The following is a 21,268-nucleotide window of genomic DNA, read 5'->3' as shown; positions in this document are numbered from 1 at the left end:
GAACGGGCCATCCAACCGGAAAGTCCGTGCGTCAACGCGTGAGACATGCCTGGAGTTTATGGCGGAAATGGTGCCCAGGAGTGGAGCGCGGAAGCGCCCCTGAATCAAAAGGTTGCGCCCCGGTGGGACAGCCAGCAAGGCCAAGGTATTCCGCCAGTTTCCATCATGACTGTCCTACCGGATAGCACGTCTGGCGTGACGCTGGCGAGCCTCGCGAACGCACCGCGCTGGGTCGCGTGGCAGGTCGAGGGCCGGGGTGCCAAGTCGAAGCCGACGAAGGTTCCCTACGCGCCGGACGGCCGGAAGGCGAAGGCGGATGACCCGGACACCTGGGGCACGCGGACGGCGGCGCTGTCGCGCGCGAACTGCCTGCCCAAGCCCTTTGGGATCGGCGGCATCGGGATCGAGTTGGGCGCCCATGACGACCTCGCAATCGGCGGTATCGACCTGGATACCTGCCGGGCTGAAACTGGCGACTGGGCACCCTGGGCGCTGGCCGTCATGGCGCGGTTCAAGACCTATGCCGAGGTGTCGCCGTCCGGCACCGGGGCCAAGCTGTTCTTCCTCTATGACCCGGACGACCTGCCGGCGCTGCGCCGCGCGATGCAGACGGAGACGGGCAAGCAGTGGAAGCGGGCCGGCGCTGGCGACCATCCGCCGGGCATCGAGTTCTATGTTGCGGCCCGGTATTTCGCCGTCACGGATGATCGCTTGCCGGATGCCCCCGCCACGCTGCGGCAGGTGCCCATGGCAGACCTGTTGTGGCTGATCAAGGATGCCGGGCCGGCGGTGGCCGCCAAGGGCGCCAGCACCAAGGGCGCACGGGCGCAGTCGGCGGACCAAAGCCGATCGGCGCTGGCAATGTCCATGGGCCGCCAGGTGAAGCGCGACGGCGGCACCTATGAGGATCTGAAGCAGGCACTCGATGCCGACCCGCGCACCGCGGACTGGCTGGTCGAGAAGGGCACCGCCGACGGGGAGCGTGAGCTTCGCCGCATTTGGGACCGGGCCGGGACCAGGCCGGACGCGGGCGCGCCTGATGACATCGAGCTCACGGAGGATGGCGTCGCTCGCGTCTTCGAGGAGCGGCATCGCGATCTGTTCCGGTTCTGCGAAGACACCGGGCAATGGCTGCAATGGTCCGGCACCCATTGGGCAACCGCCATGCGGGGTGTGGCCTTCACCTGGGCACGGGACCTGGTGCGCCAGATGAACCGCACGGCCGACTTCAAGGGGCGAGCAATCACCGGCAAGGCGAGCTTCGCGGGTGCCGTCGAAACCTACGCCAAGCGGGGCGCCATGGCGATCAAGGCCGAGGCCCTGGACCGCGACACGTTCCTCCTCGGCACCCCCGGCGGCACGGTGGATCTGAGGACCGGCATCCTCCGTCCCGCGTCGCCAGCTGAGTTCATCACGAAGACCACGGCCGTGGCGCCGGCTTGGGGGCCGCCCCCGGCGACGTGGCTGATGTTCCTGGATGATGCCACCAGCAAGGACGCCGGCCTAATCGAGTTCCTGCGCCGCTGGTGTGGCTACGCCCTGACCGGCGACATCCGCGAGCACGCCCTGTTGTTCGGCTACGGGCCGGGAGGCAACGGCAAATCCGTCTTCCTCAACACCGTGTCAGGCATCATGGGCGACTACGCTACAACGGCAACGATGGATGCCTTCACGGCATCGCAGAACGATAAGCACACGACCGACATGGCGATGCTGCGCGGCGCCCGGCTGGTCACAGCATCGGAGACCGAGGAAGGGCGGGCCTGGGCAGAAACCCGGATCAAGCAGATGACCGGCGGCGATCCCGTCACCGCCCGCTTCATGAGACAGGACAATTTCACCTTCAGGCCGCAGTTCAAGCTGACCATCGTCGGCAATCACAAGCCTGTCCTGAAGAATGTGGACGATGCAGCGCGCCGGCGGTTCAACATCGTGCCGTTCGTTCACAAGCCGGCATCCCCCGATCGTCAGCTTGAGGAGAAGCTGAAGGCCGAATGGCCTGCCATCCTGCGGTGGATGATCGAGGGGTGTCTCGCCTGGCAGCGGGATGGGCTGACCAAGCCGGCTGTGGTGGCAGCGGCGACGGCAGAATACTTCGACGCGCAGGACGCCTTCGGGCAGTGGCTCGCCGAGTGCTGCGACATCGATCCGACGCCCAGCACGAAGCCTGGTGCACTGCTCAATAGCTTCATCGCCTGGTGCCAGCGAAACGGGGAGCAGCAGCCGAACCGCAACAAGATGCGCGGGATGCTCGAACGCGTTCCGGGCCTGCGATACGCCACCAACGGCGGAACCCAATGGGTGCGAGGGATCGCGCTCAAACCTGATCGCGATGACAGGGGGGGTGGGGGGGTGGAGGCTGGTGGAGGCTATTCCCCATGATCGGCCACACGCGCGCACGCGAATGTCGGGGAACCGGTGGAGCCTCCACCAGCCTCCACCCCCCCGGCACCGAGCAGGGGCGCAGGGGGCGCATGGGGGCGGAGGAAAACCCATGAGCGCCCATGTGCGCGCGCACGCATGGAGTGGAACGGAACGGATGCGCCCCCATGCGCCCCCTGCGCCCCCTGCTCGGTGCCGTCTGGTCCCCCTGGCCGACCTGATCGACGCCATCACGCAACAGGCAACCCGGCTGCGTCCGCCATCTGCCGGCCAGCCCCACGCCTTCCACGAGGACAAGAGCGAGCTTGTCGGCGAGCTGCGACGGCTGGCCGCGCGGCTGAGGAGCGATCGACCATGACGGCGGCCGATCATCGCACCCAGCAAGCCATGCGCCAAGGTCGCGGGTCCCTTCTGGGCCATGCGCCATGCGGGCGGCGGAAGCACTTGAGTTCGCTAGGCACCAGGCATTTCAGGGGGTTCATCATCATGCCCAAGCCCACCATCCCCCCCACCGGCTCCATGCGCGACCTCGCGGCCGTTCTGCTGGCGCCTGGAACCCCAGGGCTGGCCCTGCCGCACACGTCCAGCCTGGCCGAGCTGGCCCGCGTCCTGCTGCGTCTCAGAGCGCCACGTAGCAGCGCAGAAGGCGGCCGGGCTGCTGCCGCTCCTCCCGTGTGGCGGGATCGACCTGCACGCCTTCATCATCGCGGCTGTTGCGGACCTGGGCGGGCCGGCGCTGGGCGCCGAGATCGTGATCGCTGCGATCATGGAGGCGCAGCCGGCGGCGGAACCCCCTGGAATGCCCCATGCCTAGCGACCTTGCACGCTTCCGCTGCCCGCATACTGCTGGGCTGGGGAAGGACCCGGACGGCGGCGGGTCAGGCCGCGGCATACCGCACCGCCTCGGCCCGCAATGTTTCGTTGGTGAGGTCGAGGTCCGACCCAAGGGCGGCAGCCAAGGCGGGTCCAGCCGCTGCCGCAAAGCCTTCAAGCTCGGCCTGATTCAGCAGCCGTCGCGCTGCCTTGGCACGCCACACCAGCAGCGCGTCTTCGGCATCCAGCGCCCGCCGCATCTCCTCGGCGCCCAGATCCCGCGGCAGGAAGCCTGCGTTCCAGTCGGCCGGGACGGGGACCAGGGATATTTCCCTCGGGCGCCAGCGGCGGCACAGAAGCGCATCAGTGCCCGCCAGCGGCTCGGTTGCTTCTCGTGAATAGGTGAAGCCGACGCTCGCGTTTTGCGCGATGCCGTCCTCGACCAGCCGCCAGGCACTTTCAGCGCCCGCAGTCTGCCCGAAGCGCACTACCGCAAGCGCCCGCTCGCCGTCGATCCAGGCGCGCTCGCCCGCCTCAAGGCCGAGCAGATCGCCGCCTCCTCGCGATCCACTGATCCTGGTCCCATGCCTAGGACGGCCTGCCGAAGACGCAGGGGCAACCCCGACGGGTCGCCGGAAGCCGTCGAAGCCGGCCCCGTAGCCGGCAGCCGGGCGGCGCGCAGGAGCCCGCGCATCCGGATCGCCCGAGGGTGGGGCCAGAGCGAGCTTCATCACCCGGCGCAGCGGCTCGCGCGGCAGCGACAGCAGGCCGGTGCCGGCCGGATCGGCGACGACGAAACGGTGGCGCTCGGCCTCCTCCGCCGGCAGCGCGATCAGATGTTCGAGCAGATTGGTGATGACGCGCTGGATGCCGCTCAAGGTGCGGTGATGACGCGCTGGATGCCGCTCAAGGTGCGGTGGTGCTCGAGGTAGAAGAACAGGTCGCCGATCTCGAACAGCACCATCTGCGCGGCGGCGCTGGCGTCCCGCTCCTCCAGCACCTCGGCGGCCAGCCCATCCTCCTGCAGCGCCATCAGCTCGCGCACCGCATCTTCGGAGCCGTTCAGCCGTCGTTCGCAGGATGGAGGGGGCGCCTTAGCGGGCGCCCTTCGCATATCCGCGCGCCAAGAAAAACACATGAGTCCTTGCATCTTCGCGGCGCGGTGCTATTTTACATGAAACGTGTGATTCGAGGACGCCATGAACCCTGACCTGTTTACGACGGCGACCTTCACAACCGGAGCTGTTGCCAGCGCGCTTGGCGTGACGACCCCGCGCATGACGAATTGGATACGTGACGGATTTCTTCTCGCGAGCCCCACGGCGGGAGGATGGCGCAGGCTCAATTTCGCCGATGCGCTGACTTGCGGCATCGCGGTCAGCTTGATCGAGGCTGGCATGTCTGTCCCCGCCGCCGGGATGCCGGCGCGCGAAGCGCGGACTTGGCTCGAACAGCTCTGCACCGATTGCAGCGAGATCGCCGGTGTAAGCCGCGATCCGGTGGCATGGCTGGCCGAGAATGGGATCCAGCTCGGCGCCCGCGTCCGGGAGCATTCGCGCCACGAGGTGGAATGCATCGTTTGGGTCGAGAGCGCAAAAAATCCGTCCCCTCCCGTCGGCATGGGCATCTCCCCCGTCACCTTGACCCTGCCCTTAGCGATGCTGGTCAAGCGGCTCGTGGCAGTCCTGACCCCGATTACGGAAGTCACAAACGATGAATGACGACCTCCCCGCCCTCCCGCCGCCCGGCGGTGCTCTGGTGCTGCCTTCCACCGTCTATACCGCCATGGGCGGCGCCCATGCCCACACGGGCGTGAGCGTGGCCCGTGACGGCCGTCTTGCCATCTGCACCGCTGGCGCCGGCCTGGCGGTGCGGCTGGACGCTGCGGAGATGGTCAGCCTCGGCCTACTCTTTATCCAGATCGGGCACACACTTGAGGCCGAGGCGGTCGCCGCTGCCCTGGACGCAGGAAGCGCCATTGACCGCATCTTCGCGGGGGCCGCTGGCAATGCATGAGTTCCGAATTGACGGGCCTATCACTGGCGGCACCCCCGCCGCGCTGGCTGCGTTCCTGAAAACTGCGCGCGGCGCTGCGGTGCAGATCACCATCAACAGTCCTGGCGGCGACGCCATCGCAGGCAGCGCCGCCTACGCCCAGCTTCGGGGGTATCGCGGCGCGGTCACTGTCACGGTGGAAGGTGTTGCGGCCTCGGCTGCTTCGCTGATCGCGATGGCAGGGCGCCCGATCCAGATGCACGACGGCGCCTTCCTCATGCTGCACGAAGCATGTGGGGGCGCTGAGGGACAGGCCGCCACGCTGCGCGACCGAGCCGACCTGATTGATCGCGTCAGCGCCGTCTATCGCCGGGCCTATGCCGAGCGCAGCGGGAAGTCTGAAGCCGAGATTGCGTCGATCATGGAGGAAGAGACTTGGTTCACGGCTCAGGAAGCCGTCGCTGAGAACTTCGCCGACGTGATCCTGCAACCGCTCCGCGTGGCGGCTTCCATCGACCTCACGATCTTTGATTTTCGCAACACGCCGTCCGCATTGCGCGCGGCTATCCAGAGGAAGCCTTCCATGACGGAACAGACCACCCTGCAAGAGCCGCAGGCGGCGACGATCCAGGAAATCAGCGCTATCGCCCGCCGGGCCAATCTCGGCATTGATTGGGTCGAGGCCCAGGCCAAAGCCGGAGCGACCCGAGAGGCCGCGACCGATGCCGGCCTGGACGCCTTCGCGGCGGCCTATGCGGCTCAGGTGCGACCGTCCACCGTGCGGGTGCTGCAGGATGAGGGCGACACCGCCCGCGACGCGGAGAGCGAGTATGTCGCCGCCCGCATCCTGGGGCGCTCCCCCGTCGGGCCTGCGGCCGGGCTGCGGGGGCACACGATCGCCGACATCATGGCGCACCGCCTCGAACAGCGCGGGCAGCGGCTCGGGCGTGGGATGGCGGCGGAACAGATTTTCGCCCGGCTCACGACCTCGGACCTGCCGAACCTCCTGACCAATGGCGCCTCCCGCGCCATGGCCGAGCTCTACCCCACCGTCCGGACCCGCCTGGTCGAGTTGGCGCAGGTGCGGGACCTGCCGGACTTTCGCCCGACCACCTTGATCCGGCTGGCCCAGCACAAGCCGTTGGACCTGGTGAATGAGGGCGGCGAAGTGACGGCGGCATTTCCCCTGGAGAACGGGGAGCAGATCAAGCTCGCGACCTTCGCCAATGTCTTCCCGGTATCGAGGGAGGCACTCGTCAACGACGATCTCGGCGGTCTGGCGGAGTGGATGTCTGCTTCGGCCCAGGGTGCGGCGGCGCGGGAGCGACTGCTGGCGGCGGGGCTGCTGACGGCGGGGTCCGGTTTGGGGCCGACGCTGAGCGATGGCCTTCCCTGGTTCGACGCGGCGCGGGGCAACATCGGAACGAACGCGGTGCTGTCCGCGACCGCCCTGGCCATGGCTGTGGCGAGCATGCGGTCCCTGAAGGACGGAAAGGGCAATACGGTTTTCGCGCTGGAACCCTTCGCGATCGTCGTCTCGCCCGAGCGCGAATACCTGGCACGGCAACTGGTGGCCGAGCTGACCGCCACCACGACGCGCGCCGAGGTGCAGCCCTACAATCTGACGGTGATCGTCGAGCCGGCGCTGACCGGGAACCGCTGGTGGCTGGCGCCCCGCCCCGTCACCCGGCGCTGCATTACCATGGGGTATCTCGATGGGCGGCAGATGCCGACGGTGGAGACCTTCACCACGCCGGAAATCCTCGGGGCGACCCTCCGCATTCACTTCGATGTGGCGGCGGCGGTGCAGGACCCGATCGGGTGGGTGACGAACGCCGGGGGCTGACGAGACGGCCGCGGCGTGCGGCCTCGGGGTTTGGACATGTCCCCCACGCGCCCGGACAAGTGGGGCAGTGTCCGTGAGAACGTCCACAGCCGGCGGCGGGTCTTTCCAACCCGCGCGGCCGGCAACACCCCCTCGCCGCAGTCATGCGGCGGGGGCCTTCTTCACCACCCGGACCAGCACAGGAGGAAGTGACGACGATGCGCGACGGCACCATGCTCCCCGGCTGGCCCCTGCTGCTGCGGCGCGAGCTGGCGGCGCAGTATGTCGGCATGTCGCCCAGCACGTTTGACGGGGAGGTGAGGGCCGGCCGGGTGCCGAAGCCGATCGCCACGGCGGGGACGCTGCGGGCCTGGCACCGGGGCGACCTGGAAGCCTGGGCCGAGGACCAGCGCGCGGCGGCGCACGAGCCTGACACGGCGAACCCGTGGGACTCCGCATGATCGACGTGATTAGCCGCTATAAATTCGTCGTGCAGGACCGTGACCGCCACGGCAATCTGCGAATCTACCTCCGCCAGCCGGGCAAGCCCAAACTGCGCCTGTTCGAGGCGCTGGGCACAGACGCCTTTGACGCCGAGTATCGCCGCGCCCTCGACGCAAAGCAGAAGCCGACGCCCAAGGCGGTCGGCACAGTCGAGCGGGGCACCCTTACCGCCCTGGTGGTGGAATACTACGGCAGCGCCGATTTCAAGCGGCTGGACGCACGCTCCAGCCACGTCCGGCGCCTGATCCTCGAAAAGCTACTCGCCGAGAAAGGCGCCCTGCCGGCCGGCCGCATGGAGGCTCGCCACATCCTCAAGATGCGCGACGCCAAGGCCGAGAAGCCGGAGGCCGCCAACAGCCTGGTGAAGGCCCTACGCGCCGTCTTCAAGCACGGGGTGGCCGCTGGCCTGGTGAAGGAGAACCCGGCCCGTAGCGTGCCCTATCTCGCCCCGCAGGGCGATGGGCTGCACTCCTGGACGCGCGAGGAGGTGGAGCAATTCGAGGCGCATTGGCCCGTGGGGTCGAAGCCCCGGCTGGCGATGGCCCTGATGCTGTTCACCGGGCAGCGGCGGAGCGACGTGGTGCTGTTCGGCCGGCAGCATGTGCGGGAGGGGGTGCTGACCTTCACCCAGCAGAAGAACCGGAACCGTAAGCCGGTCACGCTGACCCTGCCCATCATCCCGGAGTTGGCGCGCATCATCGCCGCGACGCCGACACAGGGTCTGCACTTCCTGACCGGCGAACGGGGCACGCCCTACACGCCGGACAGTTTCGGAAATCGCTTTCGCGCATGGTGCCGGGCCGCCGGCCTGCCGCAGTGCTCGCCCCATGGTCTGCGAAAGGCCGCCGCGAGTCGGCTGGCCGAGTTGGGCTGTTCGGCAAACGAGATCGCCGCCGTGACGGGCCACCGGACCCTCAAGGAGGTGTCGAGATACACCGCTGGGGCTGCCCAGCGCGTGATGGCCGCGAGCGCCATGGCTCGCATTACTGCGGAACAGGCCGCAAAAGTAAAAGTCCCACCCAGCGCGCCAACGCCGGAGTGGGACAAAAACGCTACTCAATCCGTTGAAAAGAAAGGCTATTCAAAGTGGATGGTGCCCAGGAGTGGAATCGAACCACCGACACTGCGATTTTCAGTCGCATGCTCTACCAACTGAGCTACCTGGGCCCATGGCGCCGCGACGGTGAACCCGTCAGCGACCGGTAGAGAAGCTGCGCATACCGAACCTGCCGCGCGCTGTCCACCCGCCCCGCATCACTCGGGCTCGGGTTCCTCCACGGCGGGTCCGGGGACCACATAGGCCTCGGTCAGCCAGCGCCCCAGATCGACCTGCCGGCAGCGGTCGGAACAGAAGGGGCGGAACGCCTCCACCATCGGGCGGCGGCAGATCGGGCAGGGCTTCGGGCAGGGCTTCGGGCCGGGCTTCGGGCTGGGCTTCGGGCTGGGCTTTTTGGCCGCCTCAGGCATCGGCATCCTCGATCACAGGCGCCATCGCCGCCGAATCGGGGCGCAGCACCAAGGGGCGGCCGGCACCGGCCTCATAGGCCTCCAGCGCGCCCGGCAGGTCGCGCAGCGCGTCGATCACCGCGGGGCGGGCGCGCAGCGCCAGGGCGAAGCCCGGCTCGGCCCGCGCCTGCCGCGCCGCGGCGCGCAAGGCGGCGAGCCCGATGCCGAGCGGGGAGGACAGCAACTCATGCAGCGGCGGATGCACCCGTGCCCGCCGCACCTCGATCAACCCCAGGCCGGAGAGACCCACGAGCTTGGACAGCGGGTCGGGCTTCAGCGCCGCCTCGAAAGACGGCAGCAGTGCGGCGCGGGCGCGGGCGGGCATGCCCGCCGGGTCCAGCAGGATGGCGCCGGCCAGATGCCGCAGCCGGATCTGCCGCGCCGCCTCGGCCAGCGCCGCGAGGTTCAGCGCGCGCGCCGCCCCCGCATCGCGGCCGGAGGCGGAGCCGGCATCGACATCGATGGCGGTCAGCGCCCGCGTGGTCTGGATGGTCAGGCGCCCGCCGCCGGGCAGCTCCACCTCGGCCTCGGCCAGGGCCGCGAATTCCTCCTCGGCCTCGGCATCGAAGGCGCGGGCGATCAGGCCAACCCGGCCGAGGCCGAGGATGGCCCGCAGCCGCGCCGCCTCCGCCGCGTCATCGGTCGCGAGCGCCATGCCCGGAAAGGCCTTGGCCAGGCGCAGCGCTGCATCCGGCCCGCGTGAGATCACCTGCGGTGCCGTCCCGGCGGTGGAGGTGCCCGGGGGCACCTTGGCCGAAAGCCGCGGCCCCTTGCCGCCCTGGGCCGCGCGGATCACGCGCACCGCCAGCACGCTGCCCTCGTTCAGCCCGCGGGCCTCCGAATCGGGCAGGAAGCCGGTCTCGTCGTCGGGCAGCGCGACGAAGCAGCCGGCCATGGCCGGGGCCAGCGCCGAGATGCGGCCGAGCAGCACGTCATCCACGCCATCAGGCCGCGCCGGACGCTCGATCCAGGCGCCGGTGAGGCGGCCCTGCTGCCAGAGCGCCACGCGGCGCTCGCCCGGAGAGAGGGAAACCAGAATCATGGTGTGAGCCAGCCCAGGCCGCGCAGCATCTGCGCCGTTTCGAACAGCGGCAGCCCGACCACATTGGAATGGCTGCCGGACAGGAAGCGGACAAAGCCCTCGGCGGCGCCCTGGATGGCATAGCCGCCGGCCTTGCCGCGCCATTCCCCGCCCGCGAGATAGGCATCCCGCTGCTGCGCCGTCAGCCGCTGGAAGGCGACGATGCTGCACACCAGTCGCTGCGACCGCCGTCCGGAGGGGTGGATGGCCATGACGCCGGTATAGACCCGGTGCCGCCGGCCGGAGAGCAGATCTAGGCAGGCCAGCGCCTGCTCCTCCGTCTCGGCCTTGGGCAGGATGCGGCGGCCGACGCCGACCACCGTATCCGCGGCCAGCACCAGCGCCTCGGGCGCCAGCACGGCCGCAGCCTCGGCTTTTTGCCGCGCCAAGCGCGCGGCGAGCAGGCGCGGGACCTCGGCCTTCAGCGGGGTCTCGTCGATCTCGGTGGGGCAGACGCGATCCGGCACGACCCCGATCCGCGCGAGGAGGTCGAGGCGGCGCGGGCTGGCGGAGGCGAGAATCAGAGCCGGCCGCACGGGAGCGTCCGGCGCGGTCGGTTTATCTTGAGCAGCCAATCACTTGAAACGGAAGGTGATGCGGCCCTTGCTCAGGTCGTAGGGCGTCATCTCCACATTCACGCGATCACCCGCCAGCACGCGGATGCGGTTTTTCCGCATTTTTCCGCTGGTATGAGCCAGGACGAGATGTTCGTTGTCGAGCTTCACGCGGAACATCGCGTTGGGCAAAAGCTCAACCACCTGACCGCTGAACTCGATCATGTCTTCCTTCGACATGCCTATCCTTTTCTGTGTCGCCGCGACTGGGCCGTAACGCGACTGGGCCAAGATCAGCCCGCGCGCGACCGCGGCCCCGAACCGGGGCCGAAATGCGACCGGAACATGTGCGCCAGCCGCGGCCGGGTCAAGCGTTGTAGTAAGCGCGTCTTACCCGCGCCCGTGACAATGCTTGTATTTCTTGCCCGAGCCGCAAGGACAGGCGGCGTTGCGCGGGGTGCGGTTCCAGGTCGAGGGATCCATCGGATCGACGCCGGGAGCATAGCCCTCGACCGCCGGCGCGGCGACGCCATAGCCCCCCGCGGGCGCCATCTCCTCCCCACCCGGGGCCGGGTGGCTCATGTCGGTGACCTGGATCGGCTCGGGTTCCGGCAGCGGCTGGTCAGGCATCAGCTCGATCCGCAGGATCCACTGCGTCGTGCGCTGGCGCAGATCCTCCAGCATCCCGTTGAACAGCGCGAAGGCCTCGGATTTGTACTCGTTCAGCGGGTCGCGCTGGCCATAGGCGCGCAGGCCGATGCCCTGGCGCAGATGGTCCAGCGCCAGCAGATGCTCTTTCCAGACCGAGTCGAAAATCTGCAGCAGCAGCGCCTTCTCGACCTGGCGCATGCGCTCGGGGCCGAAATCGGCGGCGCGCAGGGCGGCGCGGGTCTCGGCGGCCTCGCTCACGCGCTCCAGCATCGCGACCTCGTCGATGCCCTCTTCCCGGCCCCATTCATCCACCGGCAGGTCGAGGCCCAGGATGTCGGCGATCTTCTTCTTCAGCCCCACCAGATCCCATTGCTCGGCGTAGACATTCTCCGGGATCGCGGCATGGACCATGTCGCGGACGACCTCGTGCCGCATCTCGGCGACGGTCTCGGACAGGTGCTCGGCGTTCATGAAGGCGCGGCGCTGGGAGTAAACCTCGCGCCGCTGGTCGTTCATCACGTCGTCGTATTTGAGCAGGTTCTTGCGGGTGTCGAAGTTGCGGGCCTCGACCTTCTTCTGCGCCTTCTCCAGCGCCTTGTTGATCCAGGGATGCACGATCGCCTCGCCGGGCTTCAGGCCGAGCTTGGTCAGCATCCCCCCCATTCGGTCGCTGCCGAAGATCCGCATCAGATCGTCTTCCAGCGACAGGAAGAAGCGGCTGCCGCCCGGATCGCCCTGGCGGCCCGACCGGCCACGGAGCTGGTTGTCGATGCGCCGGCTCTCATGCCGCTCGGTGCCGATGACGAAGAGGCCGCCGGCCGCCTTCACCCGTTCGGCCGAAATCGTGACTTCCTTGCGGATTTCCTGCAGCCGCGCCTCGAAGTCCGGCCCGTCGGGTTCGCCCGCGAAGACGGCGGCGGCGAGCATCTCGGCATTGCCGCCGAGTTTGATGTCGGTGCCGCGCCCGGCCATGTTGGTGGCGATGGTCACAGCCCCGGGCCGGCCGGCCTGGGAGATGATCCCCGCCTCCTGCTCGTGGTAGCGCGCGTTCAAAACCTTGTGTGGGATGTTCTTCTTGGTGAGGAGGGCGGAGATCAGCTCGCTCTTCTCGATGCTGGTGGTGCCGACCAGCACGGGCTGTTCCCGCAGGCGGCACTCCTCGATCAGCACGGCGACGGCCTCGTATTTCTCCTCGGCCGAGCGATAGACCTCGTCATCCTCGTCCTTGCGGGTCACCGGCACGTTGGTCGGGATCTCGACCACTTCCAGCTTGTAGATTTCCGCGAATTCATCCGCCTCGGTCGCCGCGGTGCCGGTCATGCCGGCCAGCTTGGGGAAGATGCGGAAATAATTCTGGAAGGTGATGGAGGCGAGCGTCTGGTTCTCGGGCTGGACCTGAACGTGTTCCTTGGCTTCCAGCGCCTGGTGCAGGCCCTCGGAATACCGGCGGCCTTCCATCATGCGGCCGGTGAATTCGTCGATGATGACGATCTTGCCCTTGCTCACGATGTAATCGACGTCGCGGGTGAACAGTGTATGGGCGCGCAGCGACTGGTTGACGTGGTGCACCAAAGTGACGTTGGGCGTGTCGTAGAGCCCGCCCTCCTCCAGGATCGCCGCCTCGCGCAGCATGGTCTCGACCGTCTCGGTGCCTTCCTCGGTCAGCGAGACGGTCTTCTGCTTCTCGTCCTTGTCGTAATGCGTGGGGTCCTTGGCCAGTTCGGCCACCACCGCATCCACCGTGTTGTAGAGTTCCGAGGTGTCGTCGGTCGGGCCGGAAATGATCAGCGGCGTCCGCGCCTCATCCACCAGGATGCTATCGACCTCATCGACAATGGCGTAGAAAAAATCGCGCTGGACCATCTCCTCCTGGCGGTACTTCATGTTGTCGCGCAGGTAGTCGAAGCCGAATTCATTGTTGGTGCCGTAAGTGATATCGGCGGCATAGGCGGCGCGGCGTTCCTCATCGACCTTGCCATAGACAATGGTGCCGGTGCTCAGCCCCAGAAAACCATAGAGCCGCCCCATCCATTCGGCGTCGCGGCTGGCAAGATAGTCGTTGACGGTGACGACATGCACGCCCTTGCCGGCCAATGCATTGAGATAGACCGGCAGAGTCGCGACCAGGGTCTTGCCCTCGCCGGTCTTCATCTCGGCGATCTTGCCCTCATGCAGGACCATGCCGCCAATGAGCTGCACGTCGAAATGCCGCATGCCAAGGATACGGTGCGAAGCCTCGCGCACCGTGGCGAAGGCTTCGGGCAGCAGGTCGTCCAGCGTCTCGCCCTTGGCCAGGCGTTCGCGGAACAGCACCGTCTGATTGGCCAGGGCCTCATCCGAAAGGGCCTTCATCGCCGGTTCCAGCGCATTGACCGCGGGCACCCGCGCCCGGTGGCGCTTGAGTTCGCGGTCGTTGGCGGTGCCGAAGAGCTTGGCAGCAAGGCGAGTCAGCATGGAAGACCTGGTCTCCGTCATCCCAGTCGAGATAGCCCGCGCAGGGCAAGAGGCGCGCGCACGGGGCTCCCGTGGGGCCCGCCCTGTGGGAAAAGCGGGCCGTGCCGCATCTAGGCGCGGCAAGGGGGCGGGTCAACGCGGCAGCGGTTGCAACATGTCACCCGCACCGGGAGTTGTGGCGTCAGAGCGCTTCCGCCAAGTTGCGCCGCCTTCCAGGAACCCATCCCCATGCGTCGCTTCGTCCTTGCCTTCGCCTTGCTCTCCACCACGGCCCTCGCCCAGCCAGCCCCGGCTCCAGGGCCTGCCGCCGATCCGGTCGTCGCCCGCGTCGATGGCGCCGAGATCCGGCTGTCGGATGTGCAGGAGGCGATGACCGCCCTGCCCGCCCAGTACCGCAATGCCCCGCCGCAGGTGCTCTTCCCGCTGCTGGTGGACCAGTTGACGGCACAGCAGGCGATCCTGGCCGCCGCCCGCGCCAGCGACATCGCCGCCGACCCCGAGGTCGCCAGCCGCATGCGCCGCGCCGAGGAGCAGGTGTTGCAGCAGGCCTACATCACCCGGGAGATCGCCCCCGCGATCACGGATGAGGCTTTGCGCGCGCGCTTCGACGCCCAGACCGCGGGCCGCCCGGTCGAGGAAGAGGTCCACGCCCGCCACATCCTGGTGCCGACCGAGGCCGAGGCCCGCTCGATCCTGGAGGAGGTCCGCCGCCCCGGCGTCGATTTCGCCGAGGTCGCCCGCCGTCGCGGCTCGGGCCCCGGCACCGCCGAGGGCGGGGATCTCGGCTTCTTCAAGCGCACCGACATGGTGGCGGAATTCGCCACCGCCGCCTTCGCGGTGCAGCCCGGCCAGATCGCCCCGGAGCCGGTGCGCAGCCAGTTCGGCTGGCATGTGATCAAGGTCGAGGAACGCCGCCCCGCCCCTGCGCCCGCCTTCGACGAATCGAAGGAAGCCCTGCGCCAGCAAGCCTTCGAGGAAGCGGTGGGTGCGGTGATCGAGCGCGTCCGCTCGGCGGCGAAGATCGAGCGGTTCAACATGGACGGCACCCCGGTCGCAGCACCCATGCCGAACCACCTGCCGGATGCGAGCCCGCCGCCCCCCGCTGTCGCGCCGACCCGGCGCTGACCCGGCTCAGCCGGCTCCGGTGCCGCGCGGTGCGGCATCGGGGCCCGGCTGCGCCGAACCGGTCGAGCCGAAGCCTCCCGCCCCCCTCGCGGAGGCCAGGGAAAATTCCTCGACCACCCGAAAACTCGGCCGCAGCACCGGCACGAAGATCATCTGGGCAAAGCGCTCGCCGGGTTCCAGCACGATGGGTGCGGTGCCCGGCGCATTGCGGTTCCAGGCGCTGACCAGCACTGGCCCGGTGTAATCCGGGTCGATCAGCCCCACGAGGTTGCCCAGCACCAGCCCCTTGCGATGGCCAAGCCCGGAGCGGGGCAGCACCAGCGCCGCCATCCCCGGGGCCGCCATGTGCACGGCGATGCCGGAGGACACCAGCACCGGCGCGGCGCCGGGGTGCAGCTCCAGGGGCGCGTCGATGCAGGCATGCAGGTCGATGGCCGCGGCCATCTCGGTCTGGTAGCGCGGCAGGCCCCAGCCGTGCAGGCGCGGGTCGAGCACCTTCAGCTCCACGCTTGGCTCCGTCGTCATGCTTGCTTCCTTGGTTGGTTCCGCGGCGCTACCCGGCGCGGGTGCCGAGCCGCCGCTGCGCCCATTCCCGCCAGGCCAGGATCGCATCCGGGGCGGGGAACAGTGTCGGCATCAGATCGCTCGCCGGGATCGGGCCGAGCAGCCCCTGGTGCGAATCCCGCTGCTCATCCTCGACGAAGCGCGTGGCGGCGAGGCGCCAGCTTGCTGCCTGGTCGCTGCCGGTCAGCGCCGGCAGCACCAGCAGCCCCTGCAAGCGCAGCGAGGTCACCGCCGCGAGGCAGGCCAGCGCCAGGGTGGCCTGGTCCTGATTGCGGGCGGAGGCCGGTTCGAAGATCTGCCAGGGCTGGAGGTCGAGCGAGTTCGCCCGCGCCGGCAGGTCCGGCCCCAGGAGCATCAGCACATCGGCCTGATCGGCCCGAATCGCCGCCTCCGCCGCCCCGGGCAAGACGCCGACCATCACCGGCGCGGCCGGAATCCCCATCAGGTCCAGCGCCAGCAGCGCCGCCGCCTCGGCATGGGCCGTCCCCGATATGGCGACGCGCCAGACCGAGCGGCCACCGGTTGGGGGCAAGGCCCCGCGCCCGGCAATCCAGGCGGGTTGCAGCATCGCGAGCAGCGGCAGCCAACCCGTCGGCTCGAACTGCACCCGCGCATCGCCCACCATGCGGGCATGCACCGCGGCGCCGGGCAGCATCAGCAGCGCGCGGCCCGCGGTGTCGCTGGTCGCGAATCGGTTGGCGGCGGTGACGCCGTCGGGGCCGCCAAGGGTCTCCAGCCGCAGCGCCACGGCCTGGGGCATGTTGCGCGCAAGCCCGGCCGCCGCGCGGGCGCCGAACAGGGCCAGCGGGCCGGTCTCAGGCCCGGGCAGCAGCAGCGTCGCCGTATCGGCGGACTGGGCCCAGGCAGGCCGGGCTGCCAGCGCCAGGGCCAACAGGGCGCGCCGCCCGGAGAGCGAGGCGCCGCTAGTCGTCATAGGCCAGCAGGGAGGCGAAGGGCGCATCGAGCCGTGCCCTGCCCTGCAGGAAGGTCAGCTCGATCAACGCGGCCGAGAGCGGCACCTCGGCGCCGGCCTCACGCAGCAGGCGGATGGCCGCGGCCATGGTGCCGCCGGTCGCGAGCAGATCGTCCAGCAGCACCACCCGGTCGCCGGGCTTCACCGCATCGGCCTGCATCTCGATCCGGTCGGTGCCGTATTCCAGCGCGTAGGAGAGGCCGACCGTCGCCCCCGGCAGCTTGCGCGGCTTGCGGATCATGATGAAGCCGAGACCGAGGGCCGCGGCCACCGGCGCCGCGAGGAGAAAGCCGCGGCTTTCGATGCCGGCCAAGGCGGTCGGGGCCGTGGGCGCCACCAGATCGGCCAGACGGCTGACGGTTTCCTGCCAGGCCGGGCCATTCCGCAGCAATGTGGAAATATCGTAAAAAAGAATGCCGGGTTTCGGAAAATCAGGGATGCCCCGGATATGGGCCTTCAGATCAATGGCCATGCCTGTTCAGCCTCATCCCCTGGACAGCCGCCGGAGATCTGGCGCGGCATCGCCGCGTGCATAGGCCGGGCAAGGCGTGGGACGCAACCGGTTCAGGCTTGGCGTGGCCGCGCAAACGGGCCATTGGGCGGGTTATGAGCCGCACTCCCATCGCGATCGCCGTCGGGCTGGTCGCCTTCACCGCCTATGCCGCGGTGGTCGTCGCCATCGGGGACCGCCTGCGCGGGGCGCATTGGCTGGTCGAACTGGCCTATTTCGCGGTGGTCGGCTTCGTCTGGACCTATCCGGCCCTTCGGCTGATCACCTGGGCGGCGAAACGCCCCAACACCTGAAACGGAGGATGGCGAGCCCGAAGGCTCGCCATCCGGTATTTGATCAGAACGGACGGCTGAGGGTCGCGATCACGCGCTGGCCGCAGTAGCTGGTCCCGCCGCAATCGGCCTTGTCCAGGTCCGTGTTGTAGTAGCCGACCGAGGCCATGAAGCCGGCGAACAGCTCATGCGACACGGAGACCGAGTAGTTCGCGTAGTCGCGGATGCCACCGAAGTTGCCTTCGCGCGTGCTGAAGTTGTTGCGCTGGATCCACTGCTGCCCAATGCGGGCGGAAAACGTGAAGCCGAAGTCGAGGGCGGCGTCGACGCCGCCTTCAAGGTAAACCGAGGTGCCGGATTCGTTGAAGAAATCGGGGGAGACGTAGACGGCGGCGAGCAGCGTCAGCGGCTCGAGGCTGTAGGCAGCCTTCACCGCGCCTTCGAAGTAATTCTGCTCGAACTGGCCGGCACCGGTGGAGACCGGCTGCGCGCTGTAGTTCGGGTAGGTGTAGTAGATGCCGCCGATGTCGAGCTTCAGGTCACCAACCTTGAAGCGGTAGCCGGCCAGCAGGTCGACTTCCTGCCGCGTGTTGTTGGAGATCGCGCCGTTCACACCGAAATTGGCGTTGCTGGCGAAGGCGCCGACATACACGCCGCTGGAATGCTCCAGATCGAGGCTCAACTGGATGGCGCGGCGGTTGCGTGTCTGGCTGATGCCACGGAATGCATAATCCGTGGTGATCGCCGGCGTCACCGTCAGCGTGCTGTCGATGGCGGCAATTTCGGTCTGGGCCATGGCCGGCGCCGCAGCGCCCAAGCCGCAAGCCAAAGCGACGACCGCAAAAATCGATGACTTCATGTGCAGTTCCTTCCTCACGCGACCCATGAGCAACAGAACACAGCAAATGGTCGCCGTTGAGAAGGTGTTTGCCACTTAAATCGTCATAGATACGACACACTGTGGCTGAAATACCACGTAAGCCCAGTGAGGCCCCTGCCAAAAAGCGTGAAGCCCCGCCGCGGCAGGGCCGGGCGGGGCTTCTCGGGTCCGGCGGGATGGTCGGAGTGAGAGGATTCGAACCTCCGGCCCCTGCGTCCCGAACACAGTGCTCTACCAGGCTGAGCTACACTCCGTGAGGCCCTGCCGGACGCGAGGCGGGGCTATAGCGAAGCCCGGGCCGGGCGGCAAGTGCATGCGGCGCGGACAAATGTGCCGCCGTGAAATCCGCCTGCTTTACGCGGGCCGGGGACATGGCAGGCTATGCCGGTCTTCACTCTTACGCGGATCGAACTCCCCATGGCGAAATGCTTCCCGTCCTCCCGGCCAAAGCCACGGTTCCTGATGCTGGGGCTGGCTTTGCTGCTTGGCGCGGGAGGCGGTGCCGCCTGGGCGCAGGCGGATGTGATCGCCGCACGCAAGGCCAGCATGAAGCGCATGTCGGAACAGCTGGAGGTGATGAAGCCGGTCATGGAGGCGCGCGGCGATGTCAGCGCCCTCGCGACGCGTGTGGCCGATATCGCGGAGATCCTCGCCTCGGTCCCGAGTCGCTTCCCCACCGGTTCCGACAGCGGCGACACCAAGGCGCGGCCGACCATCTGGTCCGATCGCGCGGGCTTCGAAAAAGCCGCCGAGACGACGCTTGCGGCGGCGCAGACGCTGCGAACGGCCGTGCAGTCCGGCGATGCGTCAGCCTCGGCGGCCGCGTTCCAGGCCCTGGGCGGCAGCTGCGTCGGATGCCATCGCGGCTACCGGTCGCGGTAGCGCCCGGCCGCGCCGCCGCAATACCGCAACGGCCATGATCGCTTCATCCCGAAGCGATCATTGGGTTCAGCCCAGGCGGGAAACCCACACCGAAAGGGCTGCCGCCAAGGCCAGCAGCACGGCGCCCAGCCAGGCCGGCGCCAGGCGTGGCGCCGATGCGGCATAGGCGGCCGGCAGGCGCTTGATGCCGGTGATCATCGGCCGCACGAGATCCTGGCCCTTCAGCACCCGATAGGCCACGACCGCCACCACATGCAGCGCCACCACGGCCAGCACGAGGTTGAAGGTCGCCCCATGCACATCGCTGAGCAGATCGCTGACACCATCTGAGACGCGGCGGGCCAGCGGCCCACGCGCCAGCACCTCGTCCTTCGAGAACAGCCCGGTCACCGCCTGGATCAGCAGTAGCCCCAGAATCGCGATGACCATCCAGCCGCCGGCGGCGTTGTGGGTCGTCTCATGGTCCGGCTCCCGCTCGCGCCAGGCCCGCAGATGCGCCAACGCCAGCTTCGGCGAGCGCAGGAAATGGGCGAAACGGGCATTCTCGGAGCCCACCAACCCCCAGAGGATCCGGAACACCACCAGCGCCAGGATGATCAACCCCGAGGTGATGTGCAGAGCCATCCGCCCGGTCTCGGCCGTCCACCAGGAGAGCGCCACCAGCCCCACCAGGCTCCAATGCACCAGGCGAACCCAGGGGTCCCACACCCGAATCCGCGTCATCCCCGCCGTCGTCCCGCTCGCCCCGTCGCTCATGAATGGCTCCTGCCGCACTGCAGCGTCACCCTACACCCGCATGGGACGCGTACGGCAGGGCCGCAGCATCTAAATTCATGCAACCCCTTGCTCTTACGCCGACTTCCGCGCTTGTGGCCCTTCTGGCAGGAGCCTAGTTACAGCGGCATGACGATCAAGGCGGCAGTCCTCGGACTCGGAGGTGCGGCATCGGTGGGTGTCGCTGCCTGGTGGCTGTTCGGCGCGGCTCCAGCGCCGGCGCCGGGCACCTTGCTGCTTCCCGTCTCACGCCCGATCGCGACGCAGACCGCGCCCTCGACCGCCACGCAAGCCACCCCGCCGCTGGCCACCCCACCGCTGGCCACCCCGCGCCCTGCCGCGGCCGTCACCACCCCGTCGCCGGCCATGGCCGCCGCGCAGCCGGACCCGGCGCCGGCAGCCGTGCCCCCCGCCGCTGTCGTGGCGACGGCACCGGCCGCCACCGTCGCACCCTCACCCCACCCTGCCGTGGTGGCCCGCGCCGATCCCGCGCCCGCCCAGCCCGCCGCAGCAAGGCCCGCCGCCACCGTCGCGCCCCAGGCCGCACCGCAGCCCCAGTCCGACCCCGCCGCACCAAGCTTCGACGTCGCCCGCATCGGCGCCCGCGGCACTGCCGTGATCGCCGGCCGCGCCGCGCCGGGTGCGGAGGTGCGCCTGATGGAAGGCGGGCAGGAACTCGGCAATGCCCGCGCCGACGGGCGTGGCGAATGGGTCATCCTCCCCGCCGATCCGCTGGCCGCGGGCGCCCGCGAACTGACCTTGCGCGCCCGCCAGCCCGATGGGCGGGAGGTCGCCGGCACCGACACCGTGCTCGTGGTCATCCCCGAGGCCACGCCCGCCACCGAGGCCGCCACGCCCGCACGTGGCCCGCTGGTGGCGCTGCTGCCGCCGAGCACCGCCACCGCCGCGCCGCGGCTGCTGCAAGGCGCGGCCGAGGCAACGCCCGCGGGCCGCACCCCCTCGCCGCTGCGACTCGGGCTGGATATCGTCGATTACGACAGCGCCGGCGCCATCCGCTTCGCCGGCACCGCGCCCCCGGGCACGCCGGTGCGAATCTACGTGGACGAACGCCATGCCGGTGACGCCGTCGCAGGGGTGGAAGGCCGCTGGGCGCTGACGCCATCAGCCCCGCCCACCGTGGGCACGCATATGCTGCGGCTGGATCAGCTGGCCCAGGCCGGCACCGCGGTCGCCGCGCGGATTGAAGTGCCCTTCGCGCGGGAGGCCCTGCCCGAAGGCGGCCTCACCGATGGGCGCGTGGTGGTGCAGCCCGGCACCAACCTCTGGCGCATCGCCCGCAACGCCTATGGCCACGGCATCCGCTACACCGTGATCTACCAGGCGAACCGGGACCAGATCCGCGATCCCGCGCTCATCTTCCCCGGCCAGATCTTCGCAGTTCCGGGGTTCTAGAGCGGGATGCGTTGGGGCTGAATCGAATTTTCTTCCCGACGCGGAGGGTGATCTGATTCAAGGTTCTGGCTGGGTAGGAGGCCAGCGTCGATGGGAGCACCCTATTCCC

General features: G+C 68.9%; 22 protein-coding genes, 2 tRNA genes and 1 pseudogene. 10 read left to right on the top strand and 15 right to left on the bottom strand.

Translation table 11 applies throughout. From position 1 onward, the window contains the following. Positions 1-195: 195 nt before the first annotated feature. Positions 196-2,382: a phage/plasmid primase, P4 family gene (locus C8P66_RS12390; RefSeq protein ID WP_245903476.1), complete on the top strand. Its 2,187-nt coding sequence runs from the start codon at positions 196-198 to the stop codon at positions 2,380-2,382. 619 nt (positions 2,383-3,001) lie between these two features. Here the strand turns inward: C8P66_RS12390 and C8P66_RS12385 are convergent. The 3 genes from C8P66_RS12385 to C8P66_RS23880 all read right to left on the bottom strand — a co-directional run bounded on the left by C8P66_RS12385 (position 3,002) and on the right by C8P66_RS23880 (position 4,240). Continuing rightward, a complete protein-coding gene (locus C8P66_RS12385) occupies positions 3,002-3,190 on the bottom strand; it encodes a hypothetical protein (RefSeq protein ID WP_111398580.1) in 189 nt (62 codons plus the stop codon). A 70-nt stretch (positions 3,191-3,260) separates the two neighbouring features. Continuing rightward, positions 3,261-4,073, bottom strand: coding sequence for a hypothetical protein (locus C8P66_RS12380; protein ID WP_111398579.1), 813 nt, complete (start codon positions 4,071-4,073; stop codon positions 3,261-3,263). Continuing rightward, positions 4,070-4,240, bottom strand: coding sequence for a hypothetical protein (locus tag C8P66_RS23880; protein ID WP_158537233.1), 171 nt, complete (start codon positions 4,238-4,240; stop codon positions 4,070-4,072). The genes C8P66_RS12380 and C8P66_RS23880 overlap by 4 nt, the downstream gene beginning before the upstream one ends. Before the next feature lie 154 nt (positions 4,241-4,394). On the opposite strand from C8P66_RS23880, the gene C8P66_RS23545 reads away from it, so the two are divergent. The 5 genes and pseudogenes from C8P66_RS23545 to C8P66_RS24815 form a co-directional block, all read left to right on the top strand. After that, entirely contained in the window at positions 4,395-4,916 is a 522-nt protein-coding gene (locus C8P66_RS23545) for a hypothetical protein (protein ID WP_146422841.1), read from the top strand. Continuing rightward, positions 4,909-5,211, top strand: coding sequence for a hypothetical protein (locus tag C8P66_RS12370; RefSeq protein WP_111398577.1), 303 nt, complete (start codon positions 4,909-4,911; stop codon positions 5,209-5,211). The genes C8P66_RS23545 and C8P66_RS12370 overlap by 8 nt, the downstream gene beginning before the upstream one ends. Beyond that, positions 5,204-7,036 carry a head maturation protease, ClpP-related gene (locus C8P66_RS12365; RefSeq protein ID WP_111398576.1) on the top strand — a complete coding sequence of 611 codons (1,833 nt, stop codon included), beginning with the start codon at positions 5,204-5,206 and terminating at the stop codon, positions 7,034-7,036. The genes C8P66_RS12370 and C8P66_RS12365 overlap by 8 nt, the downstream gene beginning before the upstream one ends. A 197-nt stretch (positions 7,037-7,233) precedes the next feature. After that, positions 7,234-7,476 (top strand): helix-turn-helix transcriptional regulator, encoded by a 243-nt coding sequence (locus tag C8P66_RS12360; protein WP_111398575.1) that lies wholly within the window; start codon positions 7,234-7,236, stop codon positions 7,474-7,476. Continuing rightward, a pseudogene (locus C8P66_RS24815) lies at positions 7,473-8,459 on the top strand (tyrosine-type recombinase/integrase); the annotation flags it as partial. The gene C8P66_RS12360 and the pseudogene C8P66_RS24815, both read left to right, overlap by 4 nt. 151 nt (positions 8,460-8,610) lie before the next feature. Here C8P66_RS24815 and C8P66_RS12350 read toward each other — a convergent pair. From C8P66_RS12350 to secA, 6 genes are all read right to left on the bottom strand, one after another. Then, positions 8,611-8,686, bottom strand: a tRNA-Phe gene (locus tag C8P66_RS12350). An 87-nt stretch (positions 8,687-8,773) separates the two neighbouring features. Next, positions 8,774-8,986, bottom strand: coding sequence for a DNA gyrase inhibitor YacG (locus C8P66_RS12345; protein WP_111398691.1), 213 nt, complete (start codon positions 8,984-8,986; stop codon positions 8,774-8,776). Beyond that, on the bottom strand, positions 8,979-10,067 hold the full coding sequence (locus C8P66_RS12340) for a ribonuclease E/G (protein WP_245903475.1): 1,089 nt from the start codon (positions 10,065-10,067) through the stop codon (positions 8,979-8,981). Before C8P66_RS12340 ends, C8P66_RS12345 begins: the two co-directional genes overlap by 8 nt. Then, complete coding sequence (locus C8P66_RS12335) at positions 10,064-10,642, bottom strand: Maf family protein (protein WP_111398574.1); 579 nt, start codon at positions 10,640-10,642, stop codon at positions 10,064-10,066. The genes C8P66_RS12340 and C8P66_RS12335 overlap by 4 nt, the downstream gene beginning before the upstream one ends. 39 nt (positions 10,643-10,681) lie before the next feature. Next, entirely contained in the window at positions 10,682-10,900 is a 219-nt protein-coding gene (infA, locus tag C8P66_RS12330) for a translation initiation factor IF-1 (RefSeq protein WP_111398573.1), read from the bottom strand. A 150-nt stretch (positions 10,901-11,050) separates the two neighbouring features. Then, complete coding sequence (gene secA, locus C8P66_RS12325) at positions 11,051-13,765, bottom strand: preprotein translocase subunit SecA (RefSeq protein WP_111398572.1); 2,715 nt, start codon at positions 13,763-13,765, stop codon at positions 11,051-11,053. Between the two features lie 228 nt (positions 13,766-13,993). Between secA and C8P66_RS12320 the strand changes: the two genes are divergently transcribed. Continuing rightward, entirely contained in the window at positions 13,994-14,890 is an 897-nt protein-coding gene (locus C8P66_RS12320) for a peptidylprolyl isomerase (RefSeq protein WP_111398571.1), read from the top strand. A 6-nt stretch (positions 14,891-14,896) separates the two neighbouring features. On the opposite strand, the gene dut is transcribed toward C8P66_RS12320, so the two are convergent. The 3 genes from dut to C8P66_RS12305 are packed head-to-tail and all read right to left on the bottom strand — an operon-like array spanning position 14,897 to position 16,893. Continuing rightward, entirely contained in the window at positions 14,897-15,415 is a 519-nt protein-coding gene (gene dut / locus C8P66_RS12315; RefSeq protein ID WP_111398689.1) for a dUTP diphosphatase, read from the bottom strand. A 28-nt stretch (positions 15,416-15,443) separates the two neighbouring features. Then, positions 15,444-16,388 (bottom strand): hypothetical protein, encoded by a 945-nt coding sequence (locus C8P66_RS12310; RefSeq protein ID WP_111398570.1) that lies wholly within the window; start codon positions 16,386-16,388, stop codon positions 15,444-15,446. Further along, positions 16,378-16,893 carry an adenine phosphoribosyltransferase gene (locus tag C8P66_RS12305; protein WP_111398688.1) on the bottom strand — a complete coding sequence of 172 codons (516 nt, stop codon included), beginning with the start codon at positions 16,891-16,893 and terminating at the stop codon, positions 16,378-16,380. Before C8P66_RS12305 ends, C8P66_RS12310 begins: the two co-directional genes overlap by 11 nt. A 140-nt stretch (positions 16,894-17,033) precedes the next feature. On the opposite strand from C8P66_RS12305, the gene C8P66_RS23875 reads away from it, so the two are divergent. After that, positions 17,034-17,231 (top strand): DUF2842 domain-containing protein, encoded by a 198-nt coding sequence (locus C8P66_RS23875; protein ID WP_158537232.1) that lies wholly within the window; start codon positions 17,034-17,036, stop codon positions 17,229-17,231. A 43-nt stretch (positions 17,232-17,274) separates the two neighbouring features. Here the strand turns inward: C8P66_RS23875 and C8P66_RS12295 are convergent, their stop codons facing one another. Together C8P66_RS12295 and C8P66_RS12290 are read right to left on the bottom strand one after the other, a co-directional pair. Then, on the bottom strand, positions 17,275-18,069 hold the full coding sequence (locus tag C8P66_RS12295) for a TorF family putative porin (RefSeq protein WP_111398569.1): 795 nt from the start codon (positions 18,067-18,069) through the stop codon (positions 17,275-17,277). A 198-nt stretch (positions 18,070-18,267) separates the two neighbouring features. Then, positions 18,268-18,344: transfer RNA gene (locus C8P66_RS12290), tRNA-Pro, on the bottom strand. Between the two features lie 208 nt (positions 18,345-18,552). On the opposite strand from C8P66_RS12290, the gene C8P66_RS12285 reads away from it, so the two are divergent. Next, positions 18,553-18,972 carry a c-type cytochrome gene (locus tag C8P66_RS12285; protein WP_158537231.1) on the top strand — a complete coding sequence of 140 codons (420 nt, stop codon included), beginning with the start codon at positions 18,553-18,555 and terminating at the stop codon, positions 18,970-18,972. Between the two features lie 66 nt (positions 18,973-19,038). Here the strand turns inward: C8P66_RS12285 and C8P66_RS12280 are convergent, their stop codons facing one another. Further along, entirely contained in the window at positions 19,039-19,728 is a 690-nt protein-coding gene (locus tag C8P66_RS12280) for a cytochrome b/b6 domain-containing protein (protein WP_111398686.1), read from the bottom strand. Positions 19,729-19,875: 147 nt separating this feature from the next. Here C8P66_RS12280 and C8P66_RS12275 point away from each other — a divergent pair, with 147 nt between their 5' ends. After that, positions 19,876-21,159: a LysM peptidoglycan-binding domain-containing protein gene (locus C8P66_RS12275; RefSeq protein WP_146422839.1), complete on the top strand. Its 1,284-nt coding sequence runs from the start codon at positions 19,876-19,878 to the stop codon at positions 21,157-21,159. Positions 21,160-21,268: the final 109 nt, after the last annotated feature.

This window comes from Humitalea rosea, from assembly GCF_003253705.1.
GTDB lineage: Bacteria > Pseudomonadota > Alphaproteobacteria > Acetobacterales > Acetobacteraceae > Humitalea > Humitalea rosea.
This window is presented reverse-complemented; position numbering and strand designations above follow the sequence as displayed.